At 71.1% G+C, this 25,323-nt stretch carries 25 protein-coding genes; 13 read left to right on the forward strand and 12 right to left on the reverse strand.

Annotated elements, in window-relative coordinates; translation table 11 throughout:
• The first annotated feature begins 48 nt into the window (after positions 1-48).
• On the forward strand, positions 49-1,443 hold the full coding sequence (locus ACZ63E_RS33250) for a cytochrome P450 (protein WP_465340157.1): 1,395 nt from the start codon (positions 49-51) through the stop codon (positions 1,441-1,443).
• Positions 1,444-1,476: 33 nt separating this feature from the next.
• On the opposite strand, the gene iolD is transcribed toward ACZ63E_RS33250, so the two are convergent.
• Genes iolD through ACZ63E_RS33290 form a run of 8 tightly spaced genes read right to left on the reverse strand, consistent with a single transcriptional unit; the run spans position 1,477 to position 9,722 of the window.
• A complete protein-coding gene (gene iolD / locus ACZ63E_RS33255; protein WP_465340158.1) occupies positions 1,477-3,312 on the reverse strand; it encodes a 3D-(3,5/4)-trihydroxycyclohexane-1,2-dione acylhydrolase (decyclizing) in 1,836 nt (611 codons plus the stop codon).
• A complete protein-coding gene (gene iolB, locus ACZ63E_RS33260; protein ID WP_465340159.1) occupies positions 3,309-4,199 on the reverse strand; it encodes a 5-deoxy-glucuronate isomerase in 891 nt (296 codons plus the stop codon). The genes iolD and iolB overlap by 4 nt, the downstream gene beginning before the upstream one ends.
• Positions 4,196-5,086, reverse strand: coding sequence for a Cgl0159 family (beta/alpha)8-fold protein (locus ACZ63E_RS33265; RefSeq protein ID WP_465340160.1), 891 nt, complete (start codon positions 5,084-5,086; stop codon positions 4,196-4,198). The genes iolB and ACZ63E_RS33265 overlap by 4 nt, the downstream gene beginning before the upstream one ends.
• Positions 5,083-6,012: a 5-dehydro-2-deoxygluconokinase gene (iolC, locus tag ACZ63E_RS33270; protein ID WP_465340161.1), complete on the reverse strand. Its 930-nt coding sequence runs from the start codon at positions 6,010-6,012 to the stop codon at positions 5,083-5,085. Before iolC ends, ACZ63E_RS33265 begins: the two co-directional genes overlap by 4 nt.
• Positions 6,009-6,788 carry an ATP-binding cassette domain-containing protein gene (locus ACZ63E_RS33275; RefSeq protein WP_465340162.1) on the reverse strand — a complete coding sequence of 260 codons (780 nt, stop codon included), beginning with the start codon at positions 6,786-6,788 and terminating at the stop codon, positions 6,009-6,011. The genes iolC and ACZ63E_RS33275 overlap by 4 nt, the downstream gene beginning before the upstream one ends.
• Positions 6,785-7,828, reverse strand: coding sequence for an ABC transporter permease (locus tag ACZ63E_RS33280; RefSeq protein ID WP_465340163.1), 1,044 nt, complete (start codon positions 7,826-7,828; stop codon positions 6,785-6,787). Before ACZ63E_RS33280 ends, ACZ63E_RS33275 begins: the two co-directional genes overlap by 4 nt.
• Entirely contained in the window at positions 7,828-8,823 is a 996-nt protein-coding gene (locus tag ACZ63E_RS33285) for a sugar ABC transporter substrate-binding protein (RefSeq protein WP_465340164.1), read from the reverse strand. The genes ACZ63E_RS33280 and ACZ63E_RS33285 overlap by 1 nt, the downstream gene beginning before the upstream one ends.
• 20 nt (positions 8,824-8,843) lie before the next feature.
• Positions 8,844-9,722, reverse strand: a complete 879-nt coding sequence (locus tag ACZ63E_RS33290) for a TIM barrel protein (protein WP_465340166.1) — start codon at positions 9,720-9,722, stop codon at positions 8,844-8,846.
• A gap of 123 nt (positions 9,723-9,845) precedes the next feature.
• Between ACZ63E_RS33290 and ACZ63E_RS33295 the strand changes: the two genes are divergently transcribed.
• Complete coding sequence (locus ACZ63E_RS33295; RefSeq protein WP_465340167.1) at positions 9,846-10,862, forward strand: LacI family DNA-binding transcriptional regulator; 1,017 nt, start codon at positions 9,846-9,848, stop codon at positions 10,860-10,862.
• Positions 10,859-11,857 (forward strand): Gfo/Idh/MocA family protein, encoded by a 999-nt coding sequence (locus ACZ63E_RS33300; RefSeq protein WP_465340169.1) that lies wholly within the window; start codon positions 10,859-10,861, stop codon positions 11,855-11,857. The genes ACZ63E_RS33295 and ACZ63E_RS33300 overlap by 4 nt, the downstream gene beginning before the upstream one ends.
• A 4-nt stretch (positions 11,858-11,861) precedes the next feature.
• On the opposite strand, the gene ACZ63E_RS33305 is transcribed toward ACZ63E_RS33300, so the two are convergent.
• Complete coding sequence (locus tag ACZ63E_RS33305; protein ID WP_465340171.1) at positions 11,862-12,443, reverse strand: TetR/AcrR family transcriptional regulator; 582 nt, start codon at positions 12,441-12,443, stop codon at positions 11,862-11,864.
• A 60-nt stretch (positions 12,444-12,503) separates the two neighbouring features.
• On the opposite strand from ACZ63E_RS33305, the gene ACZ63E_RS33310 reads away from it, so the two are divergent.
• On the forward strand, positions 12,504-13,007 hold the full coding sequence (locus tag ACZ63E_RS33310) for an SRPBCC family protein (protein ID WP_465340172.1): 504 nt from the start codon (positions 12,504-12,506) through the stop codon (positions 13,005-13,007).
• The gene (locus ACZ63E_RS33315; protein WP_465340174.1) at positions 13,004-13,477 is read left to right on the forward strand and encodes a GNAT family N-acetyltransferase; all 474 of its coding nucleotides are present in this window, start codon (positions 13,004-13,006) and stop codon (positions 13,475-13,477) included. Before ACZ63E_RS33310 ends, ACZ63E_RS33315 begins: the two co-directional genes overlap by 4 nt.
• A gap of 53 nt (positions 13,478-13,530) precedes the next feature.
• Here ACZ63E_RS33315 and ACZ63E_RS33320 read toward each other — a convergent pair whose 3' ends face one another.
• Both ACZ63E_RS33320 and asnB read right to left on the reverse strand, forming a co-directional pair.
• Entirely contained in the window at positions 13,531-13,869 is a 339-nt protein-coding gene (locus ACZ63E_RS33320) for a hypothetical protein (RefSeq protein WP_465340175.1), read from the reverse strand.
• Positions 13,870-13,903: 34 nt separating this feature from the next.
• Positions 13,904-15,745 (reverse strand): asparagine synthase (glutamine-hydrolyzing), encoded by a 1,842-nt coding sequence (asnB, locus tag ACZ63E_RS33325; protein WP_465340176.1) that lies wholly within the window; start codon positions 15,743-15,745, stop codon positions 13,904-13,906.
• 402 nt (positions 15,746-16,147) lie between these two features.
• Between asnB and kdpF the strand changes: the two genes are divergently transcribed.
• Genes kdpF through ACZ63E_RS33360 form a run of 7 tightly spaced genes read left to right on the forward strand, consistent with a single transcriptional unit; the run spans position 16,148 to position 24,027 of the window.
• Positions 16,148-16,249 carry a K(+)-transporting ATPase subunit F gene (gene kdpF, locus ACZ63E_RS33330; protein WP_086837956.1) on the forward strand — a complete coding sequence of 34 codons (102 nt, stop codon included), beginning with the start codon at positions 16,148-16,150 and terminating at the stop codon, positions 16,247-16,249.
• The gene (gene kdpA, locus ACZ63E_RS33335) at positions 16,249-17,910 is read left to right on the forward strand and encodes a potassium-transporting ATPase subunit KdpA (RefSeq protein ID WP_465340178.1); all 1,662 of its coding nucleotides are present in this window, start codon (positions 16,249-16,251) and stop codon (positions 17,908-17,910) included. Before kdpF ends, kdpA begins: the two co-directional genes overlap by 1 nt.
• Positions 17,907-19,952 carry a potassium-transporting ATPase subunit KdpB gene (gene kdpB / locus ACZ63E_RS33340; RefSeq protein WP_465340179.1) on the forward strand — a complete coding sequence of 682 codons (2,046 nt, stop codon included), beginning with the start codon at positions 17,907-17,909 and terminating at the stop codon, positions 19,950-19,952. The genes kdpA and kdpB overlap by 4 nt, the downstream gene beginning before the upstream one ends.
• Positions 19,953-19,957: 5 nt before the next feature.
• A complete protein-coding gene (locus tag ACZ63E_RS33345) occupies positions 19,958-20,548 on the forward strand; it encodes a potassium-transporting ATPase subunit C (protein ID WP_465340181.1) in 591 nt (196 codons plus the stop codon).
• Positions 20,549-20,552: 4 nt separating this feature from the next.
• Positions 20,553-23,081, forward strand: a complete 2,529-nt coding sequence (locus ACZ63E_RS33350) for a sensor histidine kinase (RefSeq protein ID WP_465340182.1) — start codon at positions 20,553-20,555, stop codon at positions 23,079-23,081.
• Positions 23,078-23,776 (forward strand): response regulator, encoded by a 699-nt coding sequence (locus ACZ63E_RS33355; protein ID WP_465340183.1) that lies wholly within the window; start codon positions 23,078-23,080, stop codon positions 23,774-23,776. Before ACZ63E_RS33350 ends, ACZ63E_RS33355 begins: the two co-directional genes overlap by 4 nt.
• Positions 23,777-23,805: 29 nt before the next feature.
• A complete protein-coding gene (locus ACZ63E_RS33360; RefSeq protein WP_465340184.1) occupies positions 23,806-24,027 on the forward strand; it encodes a hypothetical protein in 222 nt (73 codons plus the stop codon).
• A gap of 92 nt (positions 24,028-24,119) precedes the next feature.
• Here the strand turns inward: ACZ63E_RS33360 and ACZ63E_RS33365 are convergent, their stop codons facing one another.
• Positions 24,120-24,713: a hypothetical protein gene (locus tag ACZ63E_RS33365; RefSeq protein ID WP_465340186.1), complete on the reverse strand. Its 594-nt coding sequence runs from the start codon at positions 24,711-24,713 to the stop codon at positions 24,120-24,122.
• Between the two features lie 186 nt (positions 24,714-24,899).
• Between ACZ63E_RS33365 and ACZ63E_RS33370 the strand changes: the two genes are divergently transcribed.
• Positions 24,900-25,187, forward strand: coding sequence for an acylphosphatase (locus ACZ63E_RS33370; RefSeq protein WP_465340402.1), 288 nt, complete (start codon positions 24,900-24,902; stop codon positions 25,185-25,187).
• Positions 25,188-25,323 lie beyond the last annotated feature (136 nt).

The raw sequence follows: 25,323 nt of genomic DNA on the forward strand, positions 1-25,323 counted from the left end.
GCGGGGGATCGTGACGTTATTGGATCCGGGTTCAATAGGGGGTACGCCGTGGACACCACCGGGATTCCGCACCGGCCGGGCCGGCTGCCGGTGATCGGCGACCTGATCGGCGCGAACCCGCGCACGCCGTTGCAGGACACGCTGCGGATCGGAAGGCGCCTCGGCCCGATCTTCACGCGCAAGATCTTCGGTTTCGAGATCGTCTTCGTCGGCGGGGTCGACCTGGTCACGCAGCTGAACGACGAGACGAAGTTCGGCAAGCACGTCGGCATGGGCATCGAGAACCTGCGCGCGGTGGCGGGCGACGGGCTGTTCACGGCGCACACGCACGAGCCCAACTGGCGGCTGGCCCACGACATCCTGCAGCCGGCGTTCTCGGCCGAGGCGATGCGCCGCTACCACCCGCTCATGCTCGAGGTCGCGCACGAGCTGACCGCGGCCTGGGACGCGGCGAACGGCCCGGTCGACGTCTCCGCCGACATGACCCGGCTGACCCTGGAGACGATCGGGCGGGCCGGGTTCGGGTACCGCTTCGGCTCGTTCGAGCGCACCGAACCGCACCCGTTCGTGACGGCGATGATCCGCTCGCTGCGGTACGCGCAGCTGCAGAACGTCAAGCTGCCGTTCGTCCGGCGCGCGTTCGCCGGGACGCCCGAGCAGAACCAGGCTGATATCGCGACCATGACGAACCTCGTCGACGAGGTCATCGAGGAACGGCGGCGCAGCGGCGAAGAGAGCCGTGACCTGCTGGGCCTGATGCTCACCGAAGGCCACCCGATGACGGGGGAGCGCCTGGACCCGGTGAACATCCGCAACCAGGCGATCACGTTTGTCGTCGCCGGCCACGAGACGACGTCCGGCGCGCTCTCGTTCGCGTTGTACTACCTGACACGCCACCCCGAGCTGCTGGCGAAGGCGCGCGCGGAGGTCGACGCGGTGTGGGGTGACCGCGAGCCCGCGTTCGGCGACGTCGCGAAGCTGCGTTACGTGCGTCGTGTCCTCGACGAGGCGATGCGGCTCTGGCCGACCGCGCCCGGCTACTCGCGCGAAGCGCACGAAGACGTCGTGCTCGGCGGGAAACACCGGATGCGCAAGGGGGACTGGGTGATCGTGCCGCTCCCGCTGGTGCACCGCGACCCGGCGGCGTGGGGGCCGGACCCGGAGAAGTTCGACCCCGACCGGTTCGAGCCGGCGGTGGTGAAGAAGCGGCCGGCGCAGGCGTACAAGCCGTTCGGGACGGGCGAGCGTGCTTGTATCGGCCGTCAGTTCGCGTTGCACGAAGCCGTGCTGGCGCTGGGGATGGTGTTGCAGCGCTACGACTTCGAGGCTGATCCGGCGTATGAGCTGAAGATCGTCGAGTCGTTGACGCTCAAGCCGAGCGGGTTCACGTTGCGGCCGCGGGTCCGGGCCGCGGCCGCCGGAAATGTCGGTGCCCTCCGGTAAAGTGGAAAACGGGGGGCGCCCCCGCGGCGCCGGTCAGGACCCGAGATAACGCACCTGGTCGATCTTCCCGCGCTCGTAGTCCTCTCGCCCGGCGAGGTGCTCCGGCACCCCGACCTCCCACCAAGCCCCGGCCTCCGTCCACGCCGACGGCTGCGTCTTCACCACAACGACGGCCGGCCGCTGCTCAGCCACCGCGGCCTCGCGAGCGCGCGCGTACGCCACCCGAAGGTCCTCGACCGAACTGGCCGGGAAAACCGTGCAGCCCAACGACTCCGCGTGCCGGGCGAAGTCGACCCGCGGCGGCGAAGCGTGGGAAGTCGTGCAGTCGGCGTAAAAGTTGTTGAACGGCTTCCCGCCCTGACCCTCCTGGAGCCGCGCGATCACCGCGTAGCCGTCGTTGTCGCAGACGACCGCGACGAACGGATGTCCCGCGAAGGCGGCCGAGAACAGCTCCGAGTTCAGCATCAGGTACGAGCCGTCGCCGAGCAGGGTGGTCACCAGGCCCGGGTGGGCGATCGCCGCGCCCCAGGCGCCGGACAGTTCGTAGCCCATACAGGAAAACCCGTACTCGACGTCCATCGAGACCGAGCCGGACCCGCGCCAGCCGCCGATCAGCTCGCCCGGCATGCCGCCGGACGCTGTCATCACGTAGTCGTCCGCTTCGGAAAGGTCGTTCACCACTCCGACGACCTGCGCGTACGACGGCACTTCGAAAGCCGCGGTCCGCAGCGAGTCGACGTGCGTGTCCCACTTCGCGCGTTCCGCCGCGGCGCGGGAGGTCCACGACGGGTCGACCCGCCAGCTCTCCAGTTGCGCGCCGAGGTCCGCCAGGCCCGCGTCGGCGTCTCCGACCACCGCGAGCGCGCCGTGCTTCACCGCGTCGAAGCGGGCCGCGTTCAGCGTGAGCAGGCGGACGTCGGGGGCGAAGACCGTCCACGACGCCGTGGTGAAGTCCTGCAGCCGGGTGCCGACCGCCAGCACGACGTCGGCCGAAGCCGCCAGGACGTTCGCCGACGTCGAGCCGGTGATCCCGAGCGGCCCGGCGTTCAGCGGGTGCTCGTGCGGCACCAGCGTGCGGCCCGCGGTCGTCTCGGTGACGGGGATCCCGTGCCGCTCGGCGAAATCGAGGGCGCGCCGCCCGGCGCCGGAGTACCGGACGCCGCCGCCCAGTACCAGCAGCGGCCGCCGCGACGACCGCAGGACCCCCGCCGCCTCGGTGACCGCGCGGCGGTCCGGGCGCGGGCGCAGGAGGCGGTGGGTCACCGGAGCGAAGAGCGACTCCGGGAAGTCGTACGTCTCCGCCTGGACGTCCTGCGGCAGCGCCAGCGTCACCGGGCCGGTGTCGGCCGGGTCCGTGAGCACCCGCGCGACCTGCGGCAACGTCGAGAGCAGCTGCTCGGGCCGGGTGATCCGGTCGAAGTAGCGCGAGACCGCGCGGAAGGCGTCGTTGACCGTCGCGGTCGCGTCGCCGAAGTTCTCCACCTGCTGCAGCACCGGGTCCGGTGCGCGGCCGGCGAACGTGTCGCCCGGCAGGAGCAGCACCGGCAGCCGGTTCGCGTGCGCGACCCCGGCCGCGGTGACCATGTTGAGCGCGCCCGGCCCGATCGACGACGTCACGACGCCGACCTGCCGCCGGTGCGTCGCCTTCGCGTAGCCGACCGCCGCGAGGGCCATGCCCTGCTCGGTGTGCCCGCGCCAGACGGGGATCTCGCCGCGGTGCTCTTCCAGCGCCGTCCCGAGACCGAGCACGTTGCCGTGCCCGAAGATCGCGAAGACGCCGGGGAACAGCGGGACCTCCTGGCCGTCGAGCGTTTCCGAACGCTGCGCGAGGAGCCAGCGGACCAGCGCCTGAGCCGTGGTCAGCTTCACCGGACCCGCCCTTCGTGGCTGGTCACCGGGCACCGCGGGTCGAGGTCCTGCGCCTCCCAGGTGTCCCGGACCCAGCCGTGCGCCGGGTCGTCGCAGAACGCCATGGACCGCTCGTCGGCCGGCCCGGCCAGGACGTTCAGGTAGTACATCGGGTACCCCGGCGCCGACACACACGGCCCGTGGTAACCCCGTGGGATGAGGAAGACGTCGTGGTCGCGCACGGCAACGTCCTCGTCGAGGTCACCGTCCGCGGTGTAGGTCCGGTGCAGGCCGAAGCCTTCGCGTGACGGCGTCACGCCGTCCCGGCCCGCGATCCGGAAGTAGTAGATCTCCTCGTTGACGACCTCGCACTCGCTCGCTTCGTCGTGCTTGTGCGGCGGGTAGGACGACCAGTTGCCGCCCGGCGTGATCAGCTCGCACGCGTTGAGCTTGTCGGCGTGGTCCCACACCCCGGGCACGCCGAAGTTGGTCACCTGCCGCGTCGCCTGCCCGGCGCCGCGCACCTCCACCGGCACGTCTTCCGCCGGGCCGTACTTCGGTTCCAGCCGGCGGGTGCAGCGAGCCATCGGCAGCGCCACCTGCGCGCCCGTCTCGGAAGTCAGCTCGACCTCGGCGTCGCGGGGGACGTAGACGAAGTCCGTGACCCGGGTGAACACCGACTCACGCCCTTCCAGCTCGAACTCCTCGCCGTCGACGCGGACCGTGAGCGAGCCGGACAGCGGGAGCACGAACGCCTCGAACTCGCCCGTCACGACCGTGCGCGGTAGCCGGGTGCCGATCCGGAGCACCCGCAGCCCCGTGTACGTCCAGCCCGCCGAGTCCGGGGTCAGCCGGACCGGGTCGGCGTCGTCGGAAAGCGTCCCGAGTGGACGGTGCAGATGGCTCACTTCGCGGCCTCCAGAACCTTCGCGGCGGCGTCGACCGCCGCACCGACGTCACCGCCGGGCGGGTAGAGCAGCGTGCGGCCGACCACCAGGCCGCGCACGACGTCGTGGCGCAGCGTCCGGCCCCAGGAGGCCAGGTCGGCGGCCGGGTCGCCGGAGGGCACCCCGCCGAGCACGACCACCGGCAGGGTCGTCGCGCCGAGTACGGCGGCCGAGTCGGTCGGGGGCAGCTTCAGCCAGGTGTGCGCCGACGTCGTGCCGAGGCCGGAAGCGACCGTGACCGCCCGCGCCAGGGACACGGGATCCGTCTGCAGCACCAGCTTCCCGGCTTCGCGTGTGTACGGCAGCGGTTCCACCATCGCCACCAGCCCGTACGCGGCCAGCTCGGTGACGGCGTCGGCGCAGGCCTGCAGCGTCGGGACGGTGCCCGCGTCGGAGTCGACGAGCCGCAGCAGCATCTTGCCGCCGTCGAGCCCGCCGTCGACGAGCGTGCGCGCGTCGTAGCCGGTGAACCGGTCGTCGATCTCCCAGTCGGCGCCGGCCAGGCCGCCGCGGTTCATCGAGCCGAACACGACCTTGTCGTGCAGCGCGCCGAGCAGCAGCAGCTCTTCGACGACGTCGGGGGTGCCGAGCAGGCCGTCGACCGCCGGGTTGGCGAGCGCGACGAGCAGCCGTTCGAGCAGGGTCCGCCGGTCGGCCATGGCGAGCGGGTCCTCGCCGACACCCAGCGCCCCTCGTGCCGGGTGGTCGGCTGCGACCAGGAACAGGGTCCCGTGGTCGGACAGCAGTTTCGAACGGCGTCTGCGGGTCGCGTACGCCTGGCGGACCGCGCCGGGGTCGGTGGCCCGGGTGCGCAGGAGCTCTTTCCAGCGCTCGTCGGTGAGGATCACAGCAGCTCCTCGATCTCGGCGGCGGTCGGCATGGCGTCGGCGCAGGCGAGCCGGGACGCCACCAGCGCGCCCGCCGCGTTGGCGTACTCCGCGAGGCGGACGGGATCCCAGCCGGAGAGCAGGCCGTGGACCAGCGCCCCGCCGAAGCCGTCGCCGGCGCCGAGGCCGCAGACGACTTCGACGCGTTGTGGCGGGACCGTCCAGCGGCCGTCCGCGGTGGCCACGAGGACGCCGTCGGCGCCCTTCTTGATCACGGCCAGCCGGAGCCCGCGTTCGAGCATCCGGTCGGCCGCTGTGTCCGGGTCGGCGGTGCCGACGGCGACCTCGGCTTCGGTGCGGTTGCCGACCGCGACGGTGACGTGGTCGAGCAGCCCGCCGATCTCCTCCCGCGCTTCCCCGGCCGACGACCAGAACATCGGCCGGTAGTCGAGGTCCAGCACGGTGTGCTCGCGGCGGCCCCGGGTTTCGAGGATCTTCCGCTGGGTCGCCCGCGCCGGCTCGACGGACACCCCGGTGCCGGTGACCCACAGCAGCGGCACCGACTCGACGACGTCCCACGGCACGTCCTCGTCGGTGAGCGTGAGGTCCGGCGCGATGGGGGAGCGGTAGAACAGCAGCGGCGGGTCCGCGGGCGGGTTGAGCTCGCAGAACACCACCGGCGTCTGCAGGTCCGGCGAAGTTCCCACGTGCGCCGAAGACACGCCGAAGCCTTCGAGCGCCTGCCGGACGTAGTCGCCGAAGCCGTCCGGGCCGACCTTGGTCAGCACCGCCGTGGACCGGCCGAGCCGTGCGGCGGCGACCGCGACGTTGGTCGCGGTGCCGCCGAGCGACTTGGCGAACGTGCTGACGCCGGCCAGCGGCACGCCGCTCTGCTCCGGATAGAGGTCGACGCCCACCCGGCCGATCGTCAGCGCTTCGAGACTCACGCCTTCTCCACCTGCCGCAGTTCGTGTTCGAGGGCTTCCAGCTCCGCACCGCCCGCCATCTGCCGGGTCAGCTCGTTGATGTCGATGTCCTTCTTCTCGTACGACCCGAGCGGCGCACCCCGCTTGAGCAGCAGGAACCGGTCGGCGACCGGGAAGGCGTGGTGCGGGTTGTGCGTGATCAGCACGACGCCGAGCCCGCGGTCACGAGCCTGCGCGACGTACTTGAGCACGACGCCGGCCTGCTTGACGCCCAGGGCGGCGGTCGGTTCGTCGAGGATCAGCACCTTCGCGCCGAAGTACACCGCCCGCGCGATCGCTACGCACTGGCGCTCACCACCCGAGAGCGTCCCTACCGGCTGCTCGACGTCCCGCAGGTCGATGCCCATGTCGGACAGCGCCTGTTTGGTCGTCTCACGGCCCTTGCGCCGGTCGAGCATCTTGAACGGGCCGAACCCCGTGGTCGGCTCGGAGCCGAGGAAGAAGTTCCGCCAGACGCTCATCAGCGGCACCACGGCGAGGTCCTGGTACACCGTCGCGATGCCGTGGTCGAGCGCCTCGCGCGGCGAGGTGAGCCGCACCGGCTGCCCGTCGATGAGGAACTCGCCGCGGTCGTGCTGATGCACGCCGGCCAGGATCTTGATCAGCGTGGACTTCCCGGCGCCGTTGTCGCCGAGCACGCAGGTGACCTCGCCGGCGTTGACCACAGTGGACACATCGCGCAGCGCGATCACGCTGCCGTAGGTCTTCCCTATCTCACGGACTTCGATCAGGCTCATCGACGGACCCTTTCCGCGCGGCGCCGGAAGGCGTTGTTCACCAGGACCGCGGCCAGCAGCATGATGCCGAGGAACAACATGAACCAGTCGCTGTTCCACTGCGCGAACACGATGCCCTGGCGCGCCATGCCGAAGATCAGCGCGCCGATCGCCGCGCCCACCGCCGAGCCGAACCCGCCGGTGAGCAGGCAGCCGCCGATCACCGCCGCGATGATGTACTGGAACTCCAGCCCGATGCCCTGGTTGGCCTGGACACTGGCGAAGCGCAGGATGTTGATCGAGCCGACCAGCCACGCGCCGAGCGCGGTGCCCATGAACAGCAGGATCTTCGTGCGCACCACCGGCACGCCGACCGAGCGGGCCGACACCTGTGACCCGCCGACCGCGAAGATCCAGTTGCCGAACCGGGTCCGCACCAGCAGCCACGCGGCGATCGCCGTCACGACGATCCACCACACGATCGACGACTGGAACTCCGTGCCGCCGATGTCGAACGTCGACGCGAACAGCCCGCCGGCCGACTCGTAGCCGCTCGCCGAGCGCATCCCCGACACCTGGACGGTGTCGGTGACCAGCCGCGTCACGCCGAGGTTCAGCCCCTGCAGGGCCAGGAACGACCCCAGCGTGACGATGAAGCTGGGCAGCCCGGTCTTCATGACCAGCCAGCCGTTGAACGCGCCGACACCGAGGGCGAAGGCGAGCGAGACTCCCAGTGCGAGCCAGACGTTCCAGCCCGCCTGCGTCGCCAGGATCGCCGTGACGAGCGACGTCGACGCCGTCATCACGCCCGCGGACAGGTCGAACTCGCCGCCGACCATGAGCAGCGCGACCACCACGGCCATGATGCCCAGCGTCGAGGAGTCGTCGAGCCAGGTCGCCACGCCCAGCGGGCTGAGGAACTGGCCGGTGACGACGGAGAAGAACACGAACACGAGCACGGCGCCGAGCAGCGCGCCGATCTCGGGCCGCACGACCAGCCGGTCGGTGACGCTCTTCTTCGCGACGCGTTCGTCGGGTTCGGTCTGGATCGCCGCCGTCATCAGCGAGTGCCGCGCTGCGCGTACGGGGCCACGGTGTCGATGTTGGTCTTGTCGACGAAGCCCGGGCCGGTCTGCACCGGCTTGCCGCCGCCGATGGTGTTGCCGTTCTCCTTGTACAGCTTGAGGAACACGATCGGCAGGTACCCCTGCTCGTACTGCTGCTGGTCGACGGCGAAGAGGATCGTGTCGGCCTTGATCGCCGCGACGACGTCGGCGTTCAGGTCGAACGTCGCCACCTGCGCCTTCGAGCTCGCCTCCTTGGCCGCGTCGACCGCGCGGGCCGCGACCTGCGAGTTCAGCGCCAGCACCGCGTCGATCGACGGGTCGGACTGCAGCGCGCCGCGGATCCGGGCCTGCGCGTCGGTCGGGTTGGAGATGTCGACCTGCAGGGTCGAGACGTTGCCGAAGGTCTGCTTCGCGCCGTCACAGCGCTGGTTCTGGCCGATGTTGCCGGCCTCGTGGATGACGCACAGCAGCTTCGTCTTGCCCGCCGCCTTGAGCCGCTGGCCGGCTCCCTGGCCCGCGAGACCCTCGCTCTGCCCGACGTGCGCGATCGCGCCGAACTGCGCGCTGGAGTCCTCGCCGGAGTTGATGGTGACGACCGGGATGCCGGCCTTGACCGCGTTCTGGATCGACGTCTGCAGGGCCTGCGGGTTCGCCATCGACACGACCAGGCCGCCCACCTTCTGCGCGACGGCGTTGTCGATCAGCCGGGCCTGGGCGCCGGGGTCGCCGTCGGCGAAGTAGTCGACGCCGATGTTCAGGTCCTTGCCCGCCTGCTCGGCGCCGTTCTTCACGACGTTCCAGAAGGCGTCACCGGCGGTGCCGTGCGTGACGACGGCGACCTTGAACGGGCCGCCGGTGCTCGGTGCGGCGGCGGCCGACGAGCCGGTGCTGCCGGTCGAGTTGTCGGCGCTCGGGCCGCTGCAGGCGGACAGGACCAGCCCGGCGGCGGCGATCGCCGCCACGCCGGCCAGCTTCTTGAGAGAGAACACAGTCACTCCTTTGGGACCGATTAGAGGGAGTCGATGATCTTCGCGAGGTGGGCCAGGCTGCGCTCGGTGTCCCGCCGCGGCAGGTCGTCGGGGCTCGAGTCGCCGAGGGCGGTGTCCTGTTCGAGGACGTACCAGCCGTCGTAGCCGGCCGCCTGGACGGAGCGCACCATCGACGCCACGTCCACGTCGCCTTCGCCGAGCGGGGTGTAGATGCCCCGCCCGACCGCGTCGGTGTAGGCCAGCCGCCCGCCGCGGACCTCGGCGGCCAGGTCCTCTCGGACGTCCTTCAGATGCACGTGCCCCACCCGTTCGGGAAAGCGCTTCGCGAGCTCGACCGGATCCGTCCCGCCGATCATCAGGTGCCCGGTGTCGAGGCACAACCCGAGATCGGAGTCGGCGAGGAAGCGCTCGACCTCCGCCTGCTGCTCCACGTGCGTCCCGACGTGCGGGTGCAAGACGGTGCGCAGGCCGTGACCGGCCGCGATGTCACGGATCTTCCCGGCGGTGCCGACGAGTGCCGCCCACTCGGCGTCGGTGAGCTTCGGGCGTTCGTCGTACCCCTCGAGCCCGGTCGCGGCGGCGAGCACGAGGACGTCACCCCCGCACGCGGCGAACAGCGCCGCGGACTCCTCGGCCTCCTTCAGCGCCTCCGCCTGGTTTTCGTGCAGGACGACGGCGAGGAAGCCGCCGACGAGCGTCAGGCCGTGCTGCCCGAGCAGCTCCCGCAGCTCCGCCGGCTCGCGGGGGAGGTACCCGGGCGGGCCCAGCTCCGTCGCTCCGACGCCCAGCGCGGCCATCTCGCCGAGCACGGTCGCCGCGTCGAGCACCCGACCCCACCCGGGGACTTCGCAGACGCCCCAGGAGATCGGGGCGGCGGCGACACGGATCTTCACTGTCATAGGGACGACTCCGTTGCTCTGATCGGGTGCGTTGGAGCGCTCTATTGATTAGAGCGCTCTAATCTTGTAGCGTCCGTCACACCAAGTCAAGGACGAGTTTTCGGTGATCAGGGGAGGTGCCGCATGCGTCCGACCATGGAGGACGTCGCCGCGAAGGCGGGGGTTTCGCGCGCGCTGGTCTCCCTGGTGATGCGGAATTCACCGAAGGTCTCCGACGCCCGCCGCGCCGCCGTCCTGCGCGCGGCGGAGGAGCTCGGCTACCAGCCGCACGTGATGGCGCGGTCGCTGGCGAGCCGCACGTCCACCGTGCTCGGCGTGATGGTCAACGACCTGCGCAACGCCTTCTTCGCCGACATCGTCGAGGAGCTGGACAGCGCCGCGCAGGCCGCGGGCTTCGACCTCGTTCTCAACACCGGCGGCCGCAGTCCCACGCGCGAATGGAACGCCCTGCACAACCTGCTTTCCTTCCGCCCGGCGGGGATCATCCTGCTGTCGCCGGTCGTGCCGGCCTCGGCGATCCAGGTCGCGGCCCGGCAGTGCCCGGTCGTGCTGGTCTCGCGGACGACCCGGTCGTCCACAGTGGACACCGTGAACGACGACGGCGAGGCGGGCTCCGCGCTGGCCGTCGACCACCTGGTCGGCCTCGGCCACCGGCGCATCGCGCACCTCGACGGCGGCGGCGCGGCGGGAGCGGCGCAGCGGCGTCGCGGCTTCGAGTCGGCCATGCGGGGGCACGGGCTGGAGCCGATCGTCGTGCGCAGCGAGCACACCGACATCGGCGGTGAGAACGCCGTGCGGGAGCTGCTCGCCGCGTACTCGCGCGCCGACCTGCCGACGGGGCTGGTCTCCGGCAACGACTTCAACGCCGTGGGCGCGATCTCGGCGCTGGAGGAAGCCGGGCTGCGCGTGCCGGAGGACGTGTCGGTCGTCGGGTACGACAACACCTCGCTCGCCGCGCTGCGGCACCTTTCCCTGACCACGGTGGACCAGCCGCGCAAGGACATGGCGCGGCTGGCGTTCGCCGCGCTGATCGAACGTGTCCGCGGGGAGCGCACGGAGCCGGTCCGGCACCTGCTGCACCCGTCGCTGGTGGTCCGGGCGACCACCACCGGAGTTTCGTCCACAGGAGGGTCACGATGAGGTTGGGTTTGGCGGGCACCGGCCGGATCGGCACCGCGCACGCGGAGACGCTGAGAAGCTTCGAGGAGGTCGAGTCGGTCGTGGTGGCCGACGTCGACACCGCGCGCGCGGCTTCGGCCGCGGCGAAGCTCGGGGTCGAAGCCACCTCCCTCGACGAGCTGTTCACGTCGGGGCTCGACGGCCTGGTCGTCACGGCGGCCACCGACGCGCACCCGGGCCTGATCATCGCGGCGGTCGACGCCGGGCTGCCGGTGTTCTGCGAGAAGCCGGTCGCCGCGGACATCCCCGGCACCCTGGCGGTGATCGACCGCATCGGCGCGTCGGACGTCGGAGTCCAGATCGGCTTCCAGCGCCGCTTCGACGCGGGCTACGCGGCGGCGCGGGCGGCGGTCGCGTCCGGCGAGCTGGGCTGGCTGCACACGCTGCGCGCGACGACGCTCGACCCGGCGCCCCCGCCGGCGGAGTACGTCGCGCATTCGGGCGGGCTCTTCCGCGACTGCGGGGTCCACGACTTCGACGTCATCCGCTGGGTCAGCGGCCGCGAGGTCGAGGAGGTCTACGCGATCGGCGCCAACCGCGGCGAGGCGTTCTTCGCCGACGCGGGCGACGTCGACACGGCGGCGGCGACCCTGACCCTCGACGACGGCACCCTGGCGACGGTGTCCCTGACCAGGTACAACGGCGCCGGCTACGACGTTCGGCTGGAGGCGCTCGGGTCGCTCACGGGGGTGGTGGTCGGCCTGGACGACCGGGCGCCGCTGCGGTCGGTCGAGCCGGGGGTGCCGCCGCTGCCGGGGCCGCCGTACCCGGGGTTCATGGAACGGTTCCGCCCGGCGTACACCACGGAGCTGCGAGCGTTCCTCGACGTCGTCGCCGGTCGGGCGCCTTCGCCGTGCGTTGCCGCGGATGCGCTCGAAGCGTTCTACATCGCCGAAGCGTGTGAGGTCTCGCGTCGTGAACGGCGTCCGGTGAAGCTGGCGGAAGTCAGGCGCTGACCCGTCACGGGCCGAGGAGTTTGCGAACGCTGCGTTCGACCAGTGTGACGGCCTTCGGCGGGGGAGTGCGGCCGTCGGTCAGGTAGCGGTGGACCACCGCGCGGGGGACCTCGACCAGGGCGAGCACCACGTCCTCGTCGGTGCAGCCGGTGAGGGGCGGGAGGGTCCGGGTCGCCTGCTTGAGCGCCGCGCGCAGCTCCTCCTCGTCCTTGGCCACCGCCTTCGCGGCTTCCGGTGACCAGTCGGCGGGGCCGAAGGCCTGCTTGCCGGCGTCGCAGACGCGGGCGCCTTCGGGGTGCTTGCGGGACCAGTGGACGACGCTGGTCGCGGCCGCCACCGCGGCGTCGACCGTCGCCGCGTCGCCGAGTGCGTCGGTGAACGTGTCCTGGAAGTCGCGGACCGTGCGGCGCCAGAGTTCGGCCAGCAGCGCGGGACGGTCCGGGAAGCGGTGGTAGATCGAGCCGTTCGGCGCGCCCGCAGCCTTCGCGGTGGCGGCCATGGTGACGGCGCGGGCGCCGCCGGCGGCGAAGAGCGCGGTGGCGGCGTCGAGGAACTGCGCTGTGGTGTGCGTCGCGGGGCGGCCCATGTTGTAGAGACTATGCTCTAATAGCTTCTGGAGGAAAGTCTCCAGAATCGAGGTTCGGCCATGGTCCGCAACGTCCACACCCGGCGGTTTCCGGTCACCGAAGACCGCCTGGTTTCCCTGCTCGACACGCTCGGCACCCCGCACGACCGGCTCTGGCCGGTGTCGGACTGGCCCCCGACCCGCCTCGACGGCCCCCGCGTCCCGGGCACGACGGCGGGCCACGGCCCCGTCCGCTACGTCGTCGAAGAGACCTCGCCCACGCGGCTGCGGTGCCGGTTCACGGCTCCGCGAGGCGTAACGGGCCACCACGAGTTCACGGTCACCGGAGGCCAGCTGACGCACGTCCTCGAAGCGTCCCTCCACGGCCCGGCCCGGCTGACCTGGCCGGTGTTCTTCCGCCCGTTGCACGACGTGCTGCTGGAAGGCCTGCTGGACCGGGCGGAACAGGAGCTGACCGGGCGGGTCGACCGGCCGGTGCGGTGGTCGGCCTACGTCCGCTTCCTGCGGGCGCTGGGCAAAATCGGGTCGCGGGTCCGGCCGCCGGCGGCGAAACTCCGAGCGTGACCCTGCTGACCCCGCTCGACGAACCCGCCCTGGCGCGGCTGCTCGAAGCCGCCGTGGCCGGCGCGGATCCGCTCGAGGTGATGCCGCCGGTCGACGGCCCGCCCGGCTGGACCGACGCCCGCCGCGCGGCCTTCCTGGCGTTCCACCGCGGCCGGTCCCTGAACCCGGCCACGGCGGTGGAGCGCACGTGGGTGGTCGAGGTCGACGGCGCGGCGGCCGGCGCCGCGCGGCTGGAGCGCCACGGCGACGCGGTGGAAGCGGGCCTCTGGCTGAGCCGCGAGTGCCGGGGGCGGGGCGTCGGCCGCGAAGTGCTGACGCTGCTCCTGGCCGAAGCCCGCTCGACGGACGCGGCGAGGTTCGTCGCCTCGACCACGACGGACAACCACGGCGCCCGGGCGTTGCTGGGCGCGCTCGGCGCGAAGCTCACGACGGCCGGGGACGAGGTGGCCGCAGACCTGCGGCTGGGCTGATCCGGACTACCGCCGGGGACGAGGCCGCGATCCTGCGGCTGGCCTGACCCGGACTACGGCCGGGGACGAGGCCGCGAACCGTCGGCTGGCCTGACCCGGGCCGGCCGCAGCCGCGGCAGGATCTCGGTCCGCACGTACTCGTGCGCGTCTCGGGTCGGCAGGATGTGCGGCCCCTGCACCCACCCGACCCCGTGCCGCACCGCCGCGGCCGTCAGGCGTTCCCGCAGCGGGCCCACCACACCCGCGCCCAGCACCAGCGCGTCGACCACGCCGAGCCGGGCCAGCGCCGCTTCTTCCGAAACGACGCCGTCCGCGGCAAGACCTGCCGCGGACAGCGCCGTCGTCACCCTCGAGACCGTGGCCGGGTTGCGGCCGAACAGCAGCACCTTCATGCCGCCCAGCCTCACACCTCAAGGGCACTCGAGGTCAAGAGAGCTCGAGCGTGGGCTGGTACATCTCGATCCAGTGGTACAGGTCGAGCACCCGGTCCAGGCCGATGCGCATGGCCGGGTCCATGGTCGCCGAGTCCACTTCGGACGCGCGGTGCGCCCAGCCGCGGTCGACCAGGCCGAACACCTCGTGCTTCGGCTCGGCCAGGACCTCCTTGACCTGCTGCTGCAGCGCCGCCGCATAGCCCGGGTCCTGCGTCGACGGGTACGGGCTCTTCACCCGCTGGGCCACCGACTCCGGCAGCACGTGCTTGGTCGCGTGCCGCAGGAGGCTCTTCTCGCGCCCGTCGAACGTCTTCAGCGACCACGGCGTGTTGTAGACGTACTCCACCAGCCGGTGGTCGCAGAACGGCACGCGAACCTCCAGGCCCACCGCCATCGACGCGCGGTCCTTGCGGTCGAGCAGCATCCGCACGAACCGGGTCAGGTGCAGGTTGCAGATCGTCCGCATCCGCGCCTCGAGTGCGGACTCGCCGTCGAGGTGCTCCACCGAAGCGACCGCGGAGGCGTACTGGTCCGCGACATAGGCCTCGACGTCGAGGTTCTTCACCAGCTCCGGCGTGTACAGCGACGCCCGCTCGTTCATCATCGAGTTGCGGAACGCCAGCCACGGGAACGTGTCGGCGTTGACGGCCTTCTCGTCGTGGAACCAGCGGTAACCGCCGAACACCTCGTCGGCCGACTCGCCGGACAGGGCGACCGTCGACTGGCCGCGGATCGCCTTGAACAGCAGGTAGAGCGAGGTGTCCATGTCGCCGAGGCCGGCCGGGATGTCGCGGGCCCGCAGCACCGCGCGCCGGACCTCGGGGTCGGTCAGGTCACCCGGGTTGAGCATCACGTCTTCGTGCGCCGAGTTGACCAAAGACGCGACGTCGCGCACGAACGGCGAGTCCGCCGTGTCGCGCATCTCGTCGGGCTTGAAGTTCTCCTCCTGGCCGAAGAAGTCGACGGAGAAAGTCCGCAGCTGCTCGCCCTGTTCGGCGAGCCGCGCGGCCGCGAGCCCGGTGACGGCGCTGGAGTCGAGCCCGCCGGAAAGCAGCACGCACCGCGGGACATCGGCGACGAGCTGGCGGTTGACGATGTCGGTCATCAGCTCGCGGACGCGGCCGACCGTCGTCTCCTGGTCGTCGGTGTGCTTCTTCGCGTCCAGCTTCCAGTAGGTGCGGGTCTTGATGCCCTCGCGGGACACGGTGACGATCGTGCCCGGCTGGACCTCTTCCATGTCCTTCCACAGCGACCAGCCCGGCCGCTTGGTGAAGCCGGCCAGCTCGCGGAAGCCGTCGAGGTCGACGACCTTCTTCGCGAGCGGGTTGGCCAGGATCGCCTTCGGCTCGGAGCCGAACAGCACACCGTCGCGCGTCGGGTAGTAGTAGAACGGCTTGATGCCCATCCGGTCGCGGATCATCACGAGCCGGTCGTCGCGCTCGTCCCAGATCGCGAACGCGTACATGCCGTTGAGGTGGTCGACAACCGCGTCGCCCCACTGCAGGTAGCCGTGCAGGACGACCTCGGTGTCGCTGTCGGTCTCCCACTTGTGGCCGAGCTTGGTCAGCTCTTCCTTCAGCTCGGTGAAGTTGTAGGCCTCACCGCTGTAGACCATCGCGACGTCGCCGTTCGGCGTGTGCACGGACATCGGCTGACGGCCACCGGGCAGGTCGATGATCGCGAGCCGCCGGTGCCCCAGCGCGACGTTCCGGCGGACCCAGGTGCCCTCGTCGTCCGGGCCGCGGCAGGACATGGTCGCGGTCATCGCGTCGACCACGTCCTGGCGGCGGGTGAGGTCGGCGTCGTAGGAAACCCAGCCGGCGATACCGCACATAGGTGATCCCCTCTCCCAAATATTGCTTAGCCGATACAACTATCGGTAACACAGGTGTAACACGGGTCGAAGATCTTGTCTGCCCGAATTGCACGTTCCGCACTTGTTCGGTCACTCGGTGTGTCGTGAGTCACTGACCAACTGCATACAGTGATTAATCGGCAAACGTTTGCGTGACCGGCGCCACCGGCCATAAAGACGGCGTAAATGGGTGTCAGGAACGCATCAAGAGGCCGTCAGCCGCAGGTCGGGACGGGGTCCCGGAGCCGCACAGTGAACCGTCCGGTCACCGAACCCGGTGACCCGTCTTGAGAGGTGCCCTGTGGCCGACTTGCTCTACGCCGTCCTGCTGATCGGCGTGTTCGTGGTGCTCGCGCTGGCGCTGCGCGGGCTGGAGAAGCTGTGAGCGGCGCCGGGGCCGTGGCCAACGTCGTCGGCGGACTGCTGGCGCTCGGCCTGCTCGTGTACCTGTTCGTCGCCTTGATCAGGCCGGAGAAATTCTGATGTCCGACACGACGGCCGGGCTGATCCAGCTCGGCCTCCTCCTCGCCGCCCTCGCCGTGGTCTACAAGCCCCTCGGCGACTACCTGGCGCGCGTCTTCTCGACCGAGAAGCACCTGAAGCTCGAGAAGGGCCTGTACAAGCTCTTCCGCGTCAACCCGGACTCCGAACAGCGGTGGCCGACCTACGCCGCGGGGGTGCTCGGCTTCTCGTTCGTCTCCGTCGTCCTGCTCTACCTGCTGCAGCGCTTGCAGCCGATCCTGCCGTGGAACCTGGGCCGCGGCTCGGTGAGCCCCGCCGTCGCGTTCAACACGGCGGTTTCCTTCGTCACCAACACGAACTGGCAGTCTTACGTCCCCGAGACGACGATGGGCCACTTCGTGCAGATGGCCGGGCTGACCGTGCAGAACTTCCTGTCGGCCGGCGTCGGCCTGGCCGTGGCGATCGCGGTGACGCGCGGGTTCGTCCGCGCCAAGACCGACCGGCTGGGCAACTTCTGGGTGGACCTCACGCGCGGCACGGTCCGCGTCCTGCTGCCGATGGCCTTCGTGTTCGCGATCGTGCTGGTCGCGCTCGGCGTGGTGCAGAGCCTCAAGGCGGGCGTCGCCGTCACCAACCCCGATGGCAGCCAGAGCACCATCGCCCTCGCCCCGGCCGCGAGCCAGGAGGCGATCAAGGAGCTGGGCACCAACGGCGGCGGCATCCTCAACGCCAACTCCGCGCACCCGTTCGAGAACCCCAACGCCTGGTCGAACCTCATCGAGCTGTTCCTGATCCTGGTGATCCCGGTCAGCCTGACCCGCGCGTTCGGCAAGCTCGTCGGCAAGCCGAAGCAGGGCTACGTCCTGCTCGGCGTGATGAGCCTGCTCTGGGCCGCGTCGCTGGCGATCATCTGGTTCTCCGAAGCCAACGCGAACAACCCGGCGGCGCTGGCCGCGGGCGCGAGCATGGAAGGCAAGGAACAGCGGTTCGGCATCGGCCTGACGTCGATCTTCGCCGACACCACCACGGGCACGTCGACCGGCGCGGTCAACGGCGCGCACGACAGTCTTTCGGGGCTCGGCGGCGGGGGACCGCTGCTGAACATGCTCTACGGCGAGATCTCGCCGGGCGGTGTCGGCACCGGCCTCTACGGGATCCTCGTCATGGCCATCATCGCGATGTTCCTGGCCGGCCTGATGGTCGGGCGCACCCCGGAGTACCTGGGCAAGAAGCTCGGCAAGCGCGAGGTCACGGCCGCGGCGATCGCCATGCTCGCGATGCCGACCGTGGTGCTCCTCGGCTCGGGGATCGCGCTGCTGCTGCCGGGCACGGCGGGGGCGCTGGGCAACAGCGGCGCGCACGGCCTGTCCGAAATCCTCTACGGCTACGCGTCCACCGGCAACAACAACGGCAGCGCGTTCGGCGGCCTGACCGCGACGAGCGACTGGTTCCAGTCCTCGTTCGGCGTCGCGATGCTGATCGGCCGGTTCGTGCCGATCCTCGCCGTGCTCTGCCTGGCCGGTTCGCTGGCCGCGCAGCGCAAGGTGCCCGAAACCGCGGGCACCCTGCCCACCACGGGGCCGCTGTTCGCCACCATGCTCACCGGCACGGTGGTGCTCGTCGCGGCCCTCACCTTCATCCCGGCGCTCGCGCTCGGGCCCATCGCGGAGGCACTCGCATGACCGTCACCGAAGAACGACCTCAGGTGACTCCGGCCGAAACCACGAGCAAGGTCGGCGCGGGAGTGTTCAGCCCGCGCCAGCTCTGGACGTCGCTGCCGGACGCGTTCCGGAAGCTCAACCCGAAGCACCAGCTCGGCAACCCGGTGATGTTCGTGGTGTGGGTGGGGTCCGCGCTCACCACGGTCTTCGCGGTCACCGACCCGAGCGTGTTCACCATCCTGATCGCCGTCTGGCTCTGGTTCACGGTCCTCTTCGCGAACCTCGCCGAAGCCGTCGCCGAAGGGCGGGGCAAGGCGCAGGCGGAGTCACTGCGGAAGTCGAAGAAGGAGACTGTCGCCCGGCGGCTCACCTCGACCGGCGAGGAGCAGGTGCCCGGGGTCGAGCTGAAGATCGGTGACCTGGTCGTCGTCGAGGCGGGGCAGGTGATCCCGGGCGACGGCGACGTCGTCGAGGGCATCGCGACCGTCGACGAGTCGGCCATCACGGGCGAGTCCGCCCCGGTCATCCGCGAGTCCGGCGGCGACCGCAGCGCCGTCACCGGCGGCACGACCGTGCTGAGCGACCGGGTCGTCGTGAAGATCACGACCAAGCCGGGTGAGTCCTTTGTGGACCGTATGATCGCGTTGGTGGAAGGTGCTTCCCGGCAGAAGACGCCGAACGAGATCGCGCTGACGATCCTGCTCTCGACGTTGACGATCATCTTCCTGCTCGCTGTCGTGGCGCTGCAGCCGATGGCGCGCTACTCCGGGTCCGAGCAGTCCGTGATCGTGCTGACGGCGTTGCTCGTCTGCCTCATCCCGACGACGATCGGCGCGCTGCTGAGCGCCATCGGCATCGCCGGGATGGACCGCCTGGTGCAGCGCAACGTCCTCGCGACCAGCGGCCGCGCGGTCGAAGCCGCGGGTGACGTCTCGACGTTGCTGCTCGACAAGACCGGCACCATCACCTTCGGCAACCGCAAGGCGACCGAGCTGATCCCCGTCGGAACGTCCACGATGGACGAACTCGCGCGGGCGGCCCGGCTGGCGAGCCTCGCCGACGAAACCCCCGAGGGCCGCAGCGTCGTCGAGCTGACCGACGCCTACGCGAGCCAGGACGTGCCGGGCGAGTTCGTCCCGTTCACCGCCCAGACCCGGATGAGCGGGCTCGACGTCGGCACCCGGCGGATCCGGAAGGGCGCGGCGAGTGCCGTGCGCGCGTGGGTCCGGGACAACGGCGGGCAGTTCCCCGACGAGACCGAGCGCGTGGTCGACGAGATCAGCGCCCAGGGCGGCACGCCGCTCGTCGTGGCCGAAGACACTGTGGTGCGCGGTGTGATCCGGCTGTCCGACGTGGTCAAGCCGGGCATGAAGGAGCGCTTCAAGGAACTGCGGGCGATGGGCATCAAGACGGTGATGATCACCGGCGACAACCCGCTTACCGCCAAGGCCATCGCCGCGGACGCCGGTGTCGACGACTACCTCGCCGAGGCCAAGCCCGAAGACAAGATGGCGCTCATCAAACAGGAGCAGGAGGGCGGGCGGCTGGTCGCGATGACCGGTGACGGCACCAACGACGCGCCCGCGCTCGCGCAGTCCGACGTCGGGGTCGCGATGAACACCGGCACGTCGGCCGCGAAGGAGGCCGGCAACATGGTCGACCTCGACAGCGACCCGACGAAGCTGATCGAGATCGTCGAGATCGGCAAGCAGCTGCTGATCACGCGCGGCGCGCTGACGACGTTCAGCGTCGCCAACGACCTCGCGAAGTACTTCGCGATCCTGCCGGCGATGTTCACCGGCATCTTCGCCCAGCTCGGCGCGCTGAACATCATGCACCTGGCCACGCCGAAGTCGGCGATCCTCTCCGCGGTCATCTTCAACGCGCTGATCATCGTCGTGCTGATCCCGCTGGCCCTGCGCGGCGTGCGGTACAAGCCGTCGTCGGCCTCCGCGCTGCTGCGCCGCAACCTGCTCGTCTACGGCCTCGGCGGCATCGTCAGCCCCTTCCTCGGGATCTGGCTGATCGACCTGCTCGTGCGCCTCATCCCTGGAATCGGGTGAATGTCGTGAACACTCTGCTCAAGCAGACCTGGGCCGGGCTGCGCGTCCTCGTCGTGATGACCGTCCTGCTCGGGATCCTCTACCCGCTCGCCGTGTGGGCGGTCGCCCGGATCCCCGGCCTGGAGGGCAACGCCGAAGGCTCGGTCGTCACGCAGAACGGCCAGGCGGTGGGGTCGTCGCTGATCGGTGTCGACCCGGTGCCCGCGGACCCGGCGCGCGACCCGTGGTTCCACACCCGCCCGTCGGCGGTCACCCCGGAAATGCCGTCCGGCGCGTCCAACAAGGGCCCGTACAACGAAGACCTGGTGAAGGCGATCCAGGAGCGACGGGCGGCCATCGCCCAGCGCGAAGGCGTGTCACCCGGTCAGGTGCCGCCGGACGCGGTGACGGCCTCGGGTTCGGGCCTCGACCCGGCGATCAGCGTGGCCTACGCCGACCTCCAGGCCGCACGGGTCGCGAAGAACACCGGCCTTCCGCTCGACCGGGTGAAACAGCTGATCGAAGCGAACACCTCCGGTGCCGGGATCGGTGTCCCCGGCGTGAATGTGCTCCAGCTCAACTTGGCCGTGCGCGGCGCGGCCGGAGGGGCACACTGACAGCGTGACCACCGCAAAGAAGCCGCGCCGGGGGGAGCTGAGGATCTACCTCGGCGCGGCTCCGGGCGTCGGCAAGACCTTCGCCATGCTCGGCGAAGCACGACGGCGGCTGGACCGCGGCACCGACGTCGTGGTCGGGCTGGTGGAGACGCACGGCCGCGAGAAGACCGCAGTGCTCCTCGACGGTCTCGAGCAGGTTCCGCGGCGGCACGCCGAGCACCGCGGCCGCGAGTTCGACGAGATGGACGTCGACGCGATCCTGGTCCGTGCGCCCGAGGTCGCCGTCGTCGACGAACTGGCCCACACCAACGTGCCGGGCTCGCGCAACGCCAAGCGCTGGCAGGACGTCGAAGAGCTCCTCGAAGCCGGGATCGACGTGCTGTCCACGGTCAACGTGCAGCACCTGCAGAGCCTCAACGATGTCGTCGAGCGGATCACCGGCGTCACCCAGCAGGAGACCGTGCCGGACGAGGTCGTCCGCCGCGCCGAACAGCTCGAGCTCGTCGACATCACGCCCGAGGCGCTGCGGCGGCGGCTCGCGCACGGCAACGTCTACCCGGCCGAGCGCATCGACGCCGCCCTCGGCAACTACTTCCGGCCCGGCAACCTGACGGCGTTGCGCGAGCTGGCCCTGCTCTGGGTGGCCGACCAGGTCGACGTCGCGCTCCAGCGCTACCGCGCCGAGCAGCGGATCACCGACACTTGGGAGGCGCGCGAACGCGTCGTCGTCTCCATCACCGGCGGCCCGGAGAGCGAGACGCTCATCCGCCGCGCCAGCCGGATCGCCACCCGAGCCGGCGCCGAGCTGCAGGTGGTGCACATCCTGCGTGGCGACGGCCTGTCCGGGCTCGGGCCCACCGCGATCGCCCGCTGCCGGACCCTGGCCGAAGAGGTCGGCGCGACGTTCCACACCGTGGTCGGCGACGACGTCCCGACCGCGCTGCTGGACTTCGCCCGCGGGGTCAACGCGACGCAGCTGGTGATCGGCACCTCCCGGCGCTCCCGCGTGGCGCGGCTGTTCGACGAGGGCATCGGCGCCGGCGTGGTCCGGCAGTCGGGCCCGATCGACGTCCACATGGTCACCCACGCCGAGGCCGGCGGCCGGCTGCGCGCCCGGCTCGGCGCGAGCCCGCTGGGGTTCTCGCGGCTCGTCGCGGGCTGGGTGCTCAGCGTGGTGCTGCCGGTGCTGGTCACCGTGGTCGGGTTCTTCATCCCGTCCGGGCTCGACTTCGCCACCGACGTCATCTCCTACGTGCTGGCCACCGTGGTCGTCGCCCTGGTCGGCGGCCTCGGCCCGGCGCTGGTCGCGGCCGTGCTCGGGGCCGGGCTGCTCAACTTCTTCTTCACCCCGCCGCTGTACACGCTGACCGTGCACACCCCGCAGAACCTCGTGACGCTGATCGCGATGGTCGTGGTCGCGGTGCTCGTCGCGCTGGTCGTCGACCAGGCGGCGCGCCGGGCCACGCAGGCGGCGCGGGCGCGGACCGAGGCGGCGCTGCTCGCGTCGTACGCGCGGACCGTGCTGACCCACACGAACCCGATCGAGCGGCTGCTGGAGAAGGTGCGGGAGAACTTCGCGCTGACGTCGGTGACGCTGCTGGAGAAGCAGGAAGGGCAGTGGCGGCGGGTGGCGGTCGCGGGGGAGCACCCGTGCGCCGACCCGGACGAGGCCGACGTCGACATCGCCGTCACCGCCGACGTGCACCTGACCCTGCGCGGGCGGGCGCTCCCGGCGGCGGACCGGCGGGTGCTGGAAGCCGTGGCCGGGCAGGCGTTGCTGGCCCTGCGCCAGCAGCGGGCGGCCGCCGCCGCGGCCCGGGCCGAGCGCAAGGCCGAGGCGACCGAACTGCGCACGACGTTGCTTTCGGCCGTCGGGCACGACCTGCGCACGCCGCTGACGTCGATCAAGGCGTCGATCGGCAGCCTGCGGGCGCCCGACCTCCAGCTGTCCGAAGAGGACACCGCGGAGCTGATGGAGGCCATCGAACTGTCGGCCGATCGGCTGGCCGGGCTGATCGACAACCTGCTGGACTCCTCGCGGCTGGCCACCGGCGCGGTGAAGCCGCTCCTGCGTCCGGTGGGCTACGACGAGGTCGTCGCGCACGCTCTGTCCACTGTAGACTCATCGGAGGCGGTCGAGGTCGCCGTCGACGACCGGCTGCCGCCGGTGCTGGCCGATCCGGGCCTGCTGGAACGGGTGGTGGCGAACGTGCTGGACAACGCGCTCCGCCACGGCGGGGGCCGGGTGTCGGCGCGGGCGTCCACCCACTCCGGGCAGGTCGAGCTGCGGATCGTCGACCACGGCCGCGGCCTGCGCAAGGGCGCCGCGGACTCGGCGTTCGCGCCGTTCCAGCGGCTCGGCGGCGACCGGGACACCACGCCGGGCGTCGGGCTGGGGCTGTCGGTGGCGAAGGGGTTCACCGAGGCGATGGGCGGCACGATCCGCGCCGAGGACACCCCGGGCGGCGGGCTCACGATCGTGGTCTCGCTGCCGGCTTTCAGCGTCGAGTTCGAAGAAGAGGGGGTGCGATGAGCGACCCGGGGGCCACCGTGCTGGTGGTGGACGACGAGCCGCAGATCGTGCGGGCGCTGCGGATCAACCTGAACGCCCGCGGCTACAAGGTGATCACCGCGCACGACGGCACGGCGGCGCTGAAGGCGGTCGCCGAGACCAAGCCGGACGTGGTCGTGCTGGACCTCGGCCTGCCCGACCTGGACGGCACGGAGGTGATCGCGGGCCTGCGCGGCTGGACGACGGTCCCGATCATCGTCCTGTCCGCCCGCGGCGACTCGGCCGACAAGGTCCAGGCCCTCGACGCGGGCGCGGACGACTACGTGACCAAGCCGTTCGGCATGGACGAGCTCCTGGCCCGGCTGCGTGCGGCGGTCCGCCGTTCGGCGGTGGCCGGCGCCGACGGGGTCGAAGCGGTGGTCGACACGGAGTCGTTCAGCGTCGACCTGGCGGCCAAGCGCGTCCGCCTCCGCGACGGCGCGGAGGTCCACCTGACGAAGACGGAGTGGGGCGTGCTGGAGCTGCTGGTCCGCAACCGCGGCCGGCTGGTGGCGCAGAAGCAGCTGCTGCACGAGGTGTGGGGCCCGTCGTACGAGACGGAGTCGCACTATCTGCGGGTCTACCTGGCCCAGCTGCGGCGCAAGCTGGAGCCGGAGCCTTCGCGGCCGCGGCATCTGCTCACCGAGCCGGGTATGGGGTACCGCTTCGAGGTATGAACCGGGGGCCGGGTGGGTACCTCAGCAGGGTGAAGCGATCGACGAACCTGATGCCCGGCGGGGTGCGTGTCCCGGCGGGGCTGTCCCTGCTCCTGGCGGTGGGCTGGTCGCTCGGCGCGCTCACCTGGATCGTGATGGCCTTCGACGGCGGCGCCGTCGAATGGGTGCGGCTGGCGTCCGCGACCGCGGGCATGCTGCTGGCCGGCTACTTCTGGGCCCTGTACGCCCAGGTCAACCGCTTCAGGCGGTAAGAGGGACCCTGGTGCTCGGGCAGGGGCAGCGCCGCCTTTGCCCGGATATGTCGAAGGCCACCGCCGCGGCGGTGGCCTTTGATGCTTTTCTCTCACTGAGCGTGCGTCGGGCTTCCGGTCGACTTCGACGTGCCCGTCGCGGTGGGCGAGCCCGCGGTGCTGGTCCCGCCGCCGCCGGTCGTCGTCGTGGTCGGCGGTGGGTCGTCCGGCGTCGTGGTCGGCGGCGGTGGGGTCTTGGTCGTCGTGGTGGGTGCGGTCTTCGTCGTCGTAGTGACCGGAGGCGGGTTGCCCGTGTCGTTGCGCGGAGGCGGCGGGGGCGGCGCCTGGGTGACCACCGTGGTCGTGGTCTTGCCGTCCGGGCTCACCGACACCACCGTGCTCGGGGCGGTCGACGGCGCGGTGGACGACTCCGTCGTCGGCACGCCGCCGACGGTCGACGGGCCGCTCACCGGCGTGCTCGGCACCGTCTGCAGGCCGGCCTGTGACGTGCCCTGGCCGCCGGTGCCCCCGGTGCCGCCCGCGGTGCCGGCAGGGTCGGGGCCGGCGAGCTCGGCGACGGCGGCGAACGCGGTCGCGACGACCAGTCCGGCGACCCCGAGCACGACGTACCCGGTGCGGTTCGGTTTGCTGCTCTTGGGCGGCGCGGTGTCGACCCTGGTCACGTGCGGCCCGTCGGGGCGGGACATTGCAGGCTCCTCGGGGGTTCGGGAGAGGCGCGGGCGAGGCCGTGAATCGATCACTGCCTCCCCGGGCGGGGGAACCCGGGAGGGCGACCTCGGCGGCGAGGCTATCACCGTCGGTGCCGTATTCGCCCAGGTAGTAGGGCCGCGTGATCACTGTGCGCAGTCGAAGTGTCCGGAAAGGATGAAAGCGTGAGTGAGGGACAAACGAACACGCGGTTGACCGCGTGGGTGCGCGGTCGCGTCCAAGGTGTCGGTTTCCGCTGGTGGACTCGGAGCCGGGCGCTCGAACTGGAGCTGGTGGGCAGCGCCCGCAACATGCCCGACGGGCGTGTTGAGGTCATAGCGGAGGGTGATCGAGACCACTGTGAGCGGTTGCTCGACGCTCTTCGGTCCGGGGAATCACCCGGAAGTGTGGAGACGGTCGTCGAGCGCTGGTCTGACCCGAAAGGGGGACTCGACGGCTTCCGGGAACGCTGATCCGGAGCTTGGTACTTCCGGGGCGGGTGTGACGCAGGAGGTTGCTGAGCACGTGCACGCTGTGCTAAGGCGCGCCGATGAGGGGGCGCGTCCGGCGGTGCCGGGAGGCCCCCAGGTAGCCTGGGACGATTGAAAC

The sequence above is a fragment of the Amycolatopsis sp. NPDC104819 genome (assembly GCF_055583145.1).

What these genes read in the sequence shown, in the direction of transcription:
- ACZ63E_RS33275 (WP_465340162.1), bottom strand. Translation starts at nt 6,788, where the DNA reads ATGAGCCTGATCGAAGTCCGTGAGATAGGGAAGACCTACGGCAGCGTG.
- ACZ63E_RS33280 (WP_465340163.1), bottom strand. Translation starts at nt 7,828, where the DNA reads ATGACGGCGGCGATCCAGACCGAACCCGACGAACGCGTCGCGAAGAAG.
- ACZ63E_RS33290 (WP_465340166.1), bottom strand. Translation starts at nt 9,722, where the DNA reads ATGACAGTGAAGATCCGTGTCGCCGCCGCCCCGATCTCCTGGGGCGTC.
- ACZ63E_RS33295 (WP_465340167.1), top strand. Translation starts at nt 9,846, where the DNA reads ATGCGTCCGACCATGGAGGACGTCGCCGCGAAGGCGGGGGTTTCGCGC.
- ACZ63E_RS33300 (WP_465340169.1), top strand. Translation starts at nt 10,859, where the DNA reads ATGAGGTTGGGTTTGGCGGGCACCGGCCGGATCGGCACCGCGCACGCG.
- ACZ63E_RS33305 (WP_465340171.1), bottom strand. Translation starts at nt 12,443, where the DNA reads ATGGGCCGCCCCGCGACGCACACCACAGCGCAGTTCCTCGACGCCGCC.
- ACZ63E_RS33310 (WP_465340172.1), top strand. Translation starts at nt 12,504, where the DNA reads ATGGTCCGCAACGTCCACACCCGGCGGTTTCCGGTCACCGAAGACCGC.
- ACZ63E_RS33320 (WP_465340175.1), bottom strand. Translation starts at nt 13,869, where the DNA reads ATGAAGGTGCTGCTGTTCGGCCGCAACCCGGCCACGGTCTCGAGGGTG.
- asnB (WP_465340176.1), bottom strand. Translation starts at nt 15,745, where the DNA reads ATGTGCGGTATCGCCGGCTGGGTTTCCTACGACGCCGACCTCACCCGC.
- kdpA (WP_465340178.1), top strand. Translation starts at nt 16,249, where the DNA reads ATGTCCGACACGACGGCCGGGCTGATCCAGCTCGGCCTCCTCCTCGCC.
- kdpB (WP_465340179.1), top strand. Translation starts at nt 17,907, where the DNA reads ATGACCGTCACCGAAGAACGACCTCAGGTGACTCCGGCCGAAACCACG.
- ACZ63E_RS33355 (WP_465340183.1), top strand. Translation starts at nt 23,078, where the DNA reads ATGAGCGACCCGGGGGCCACCGTGCTGGTGGTGGACGACGAGCCGCAG.
- ACZ63E_RS33365 (WP_465340186.1), bottom strand. Translation starts at nt 24,713, where the DNA reads ATGTCCCGCCCCGACGGGCCGCACGTGACCAGGGTCGACACCGCGCCG.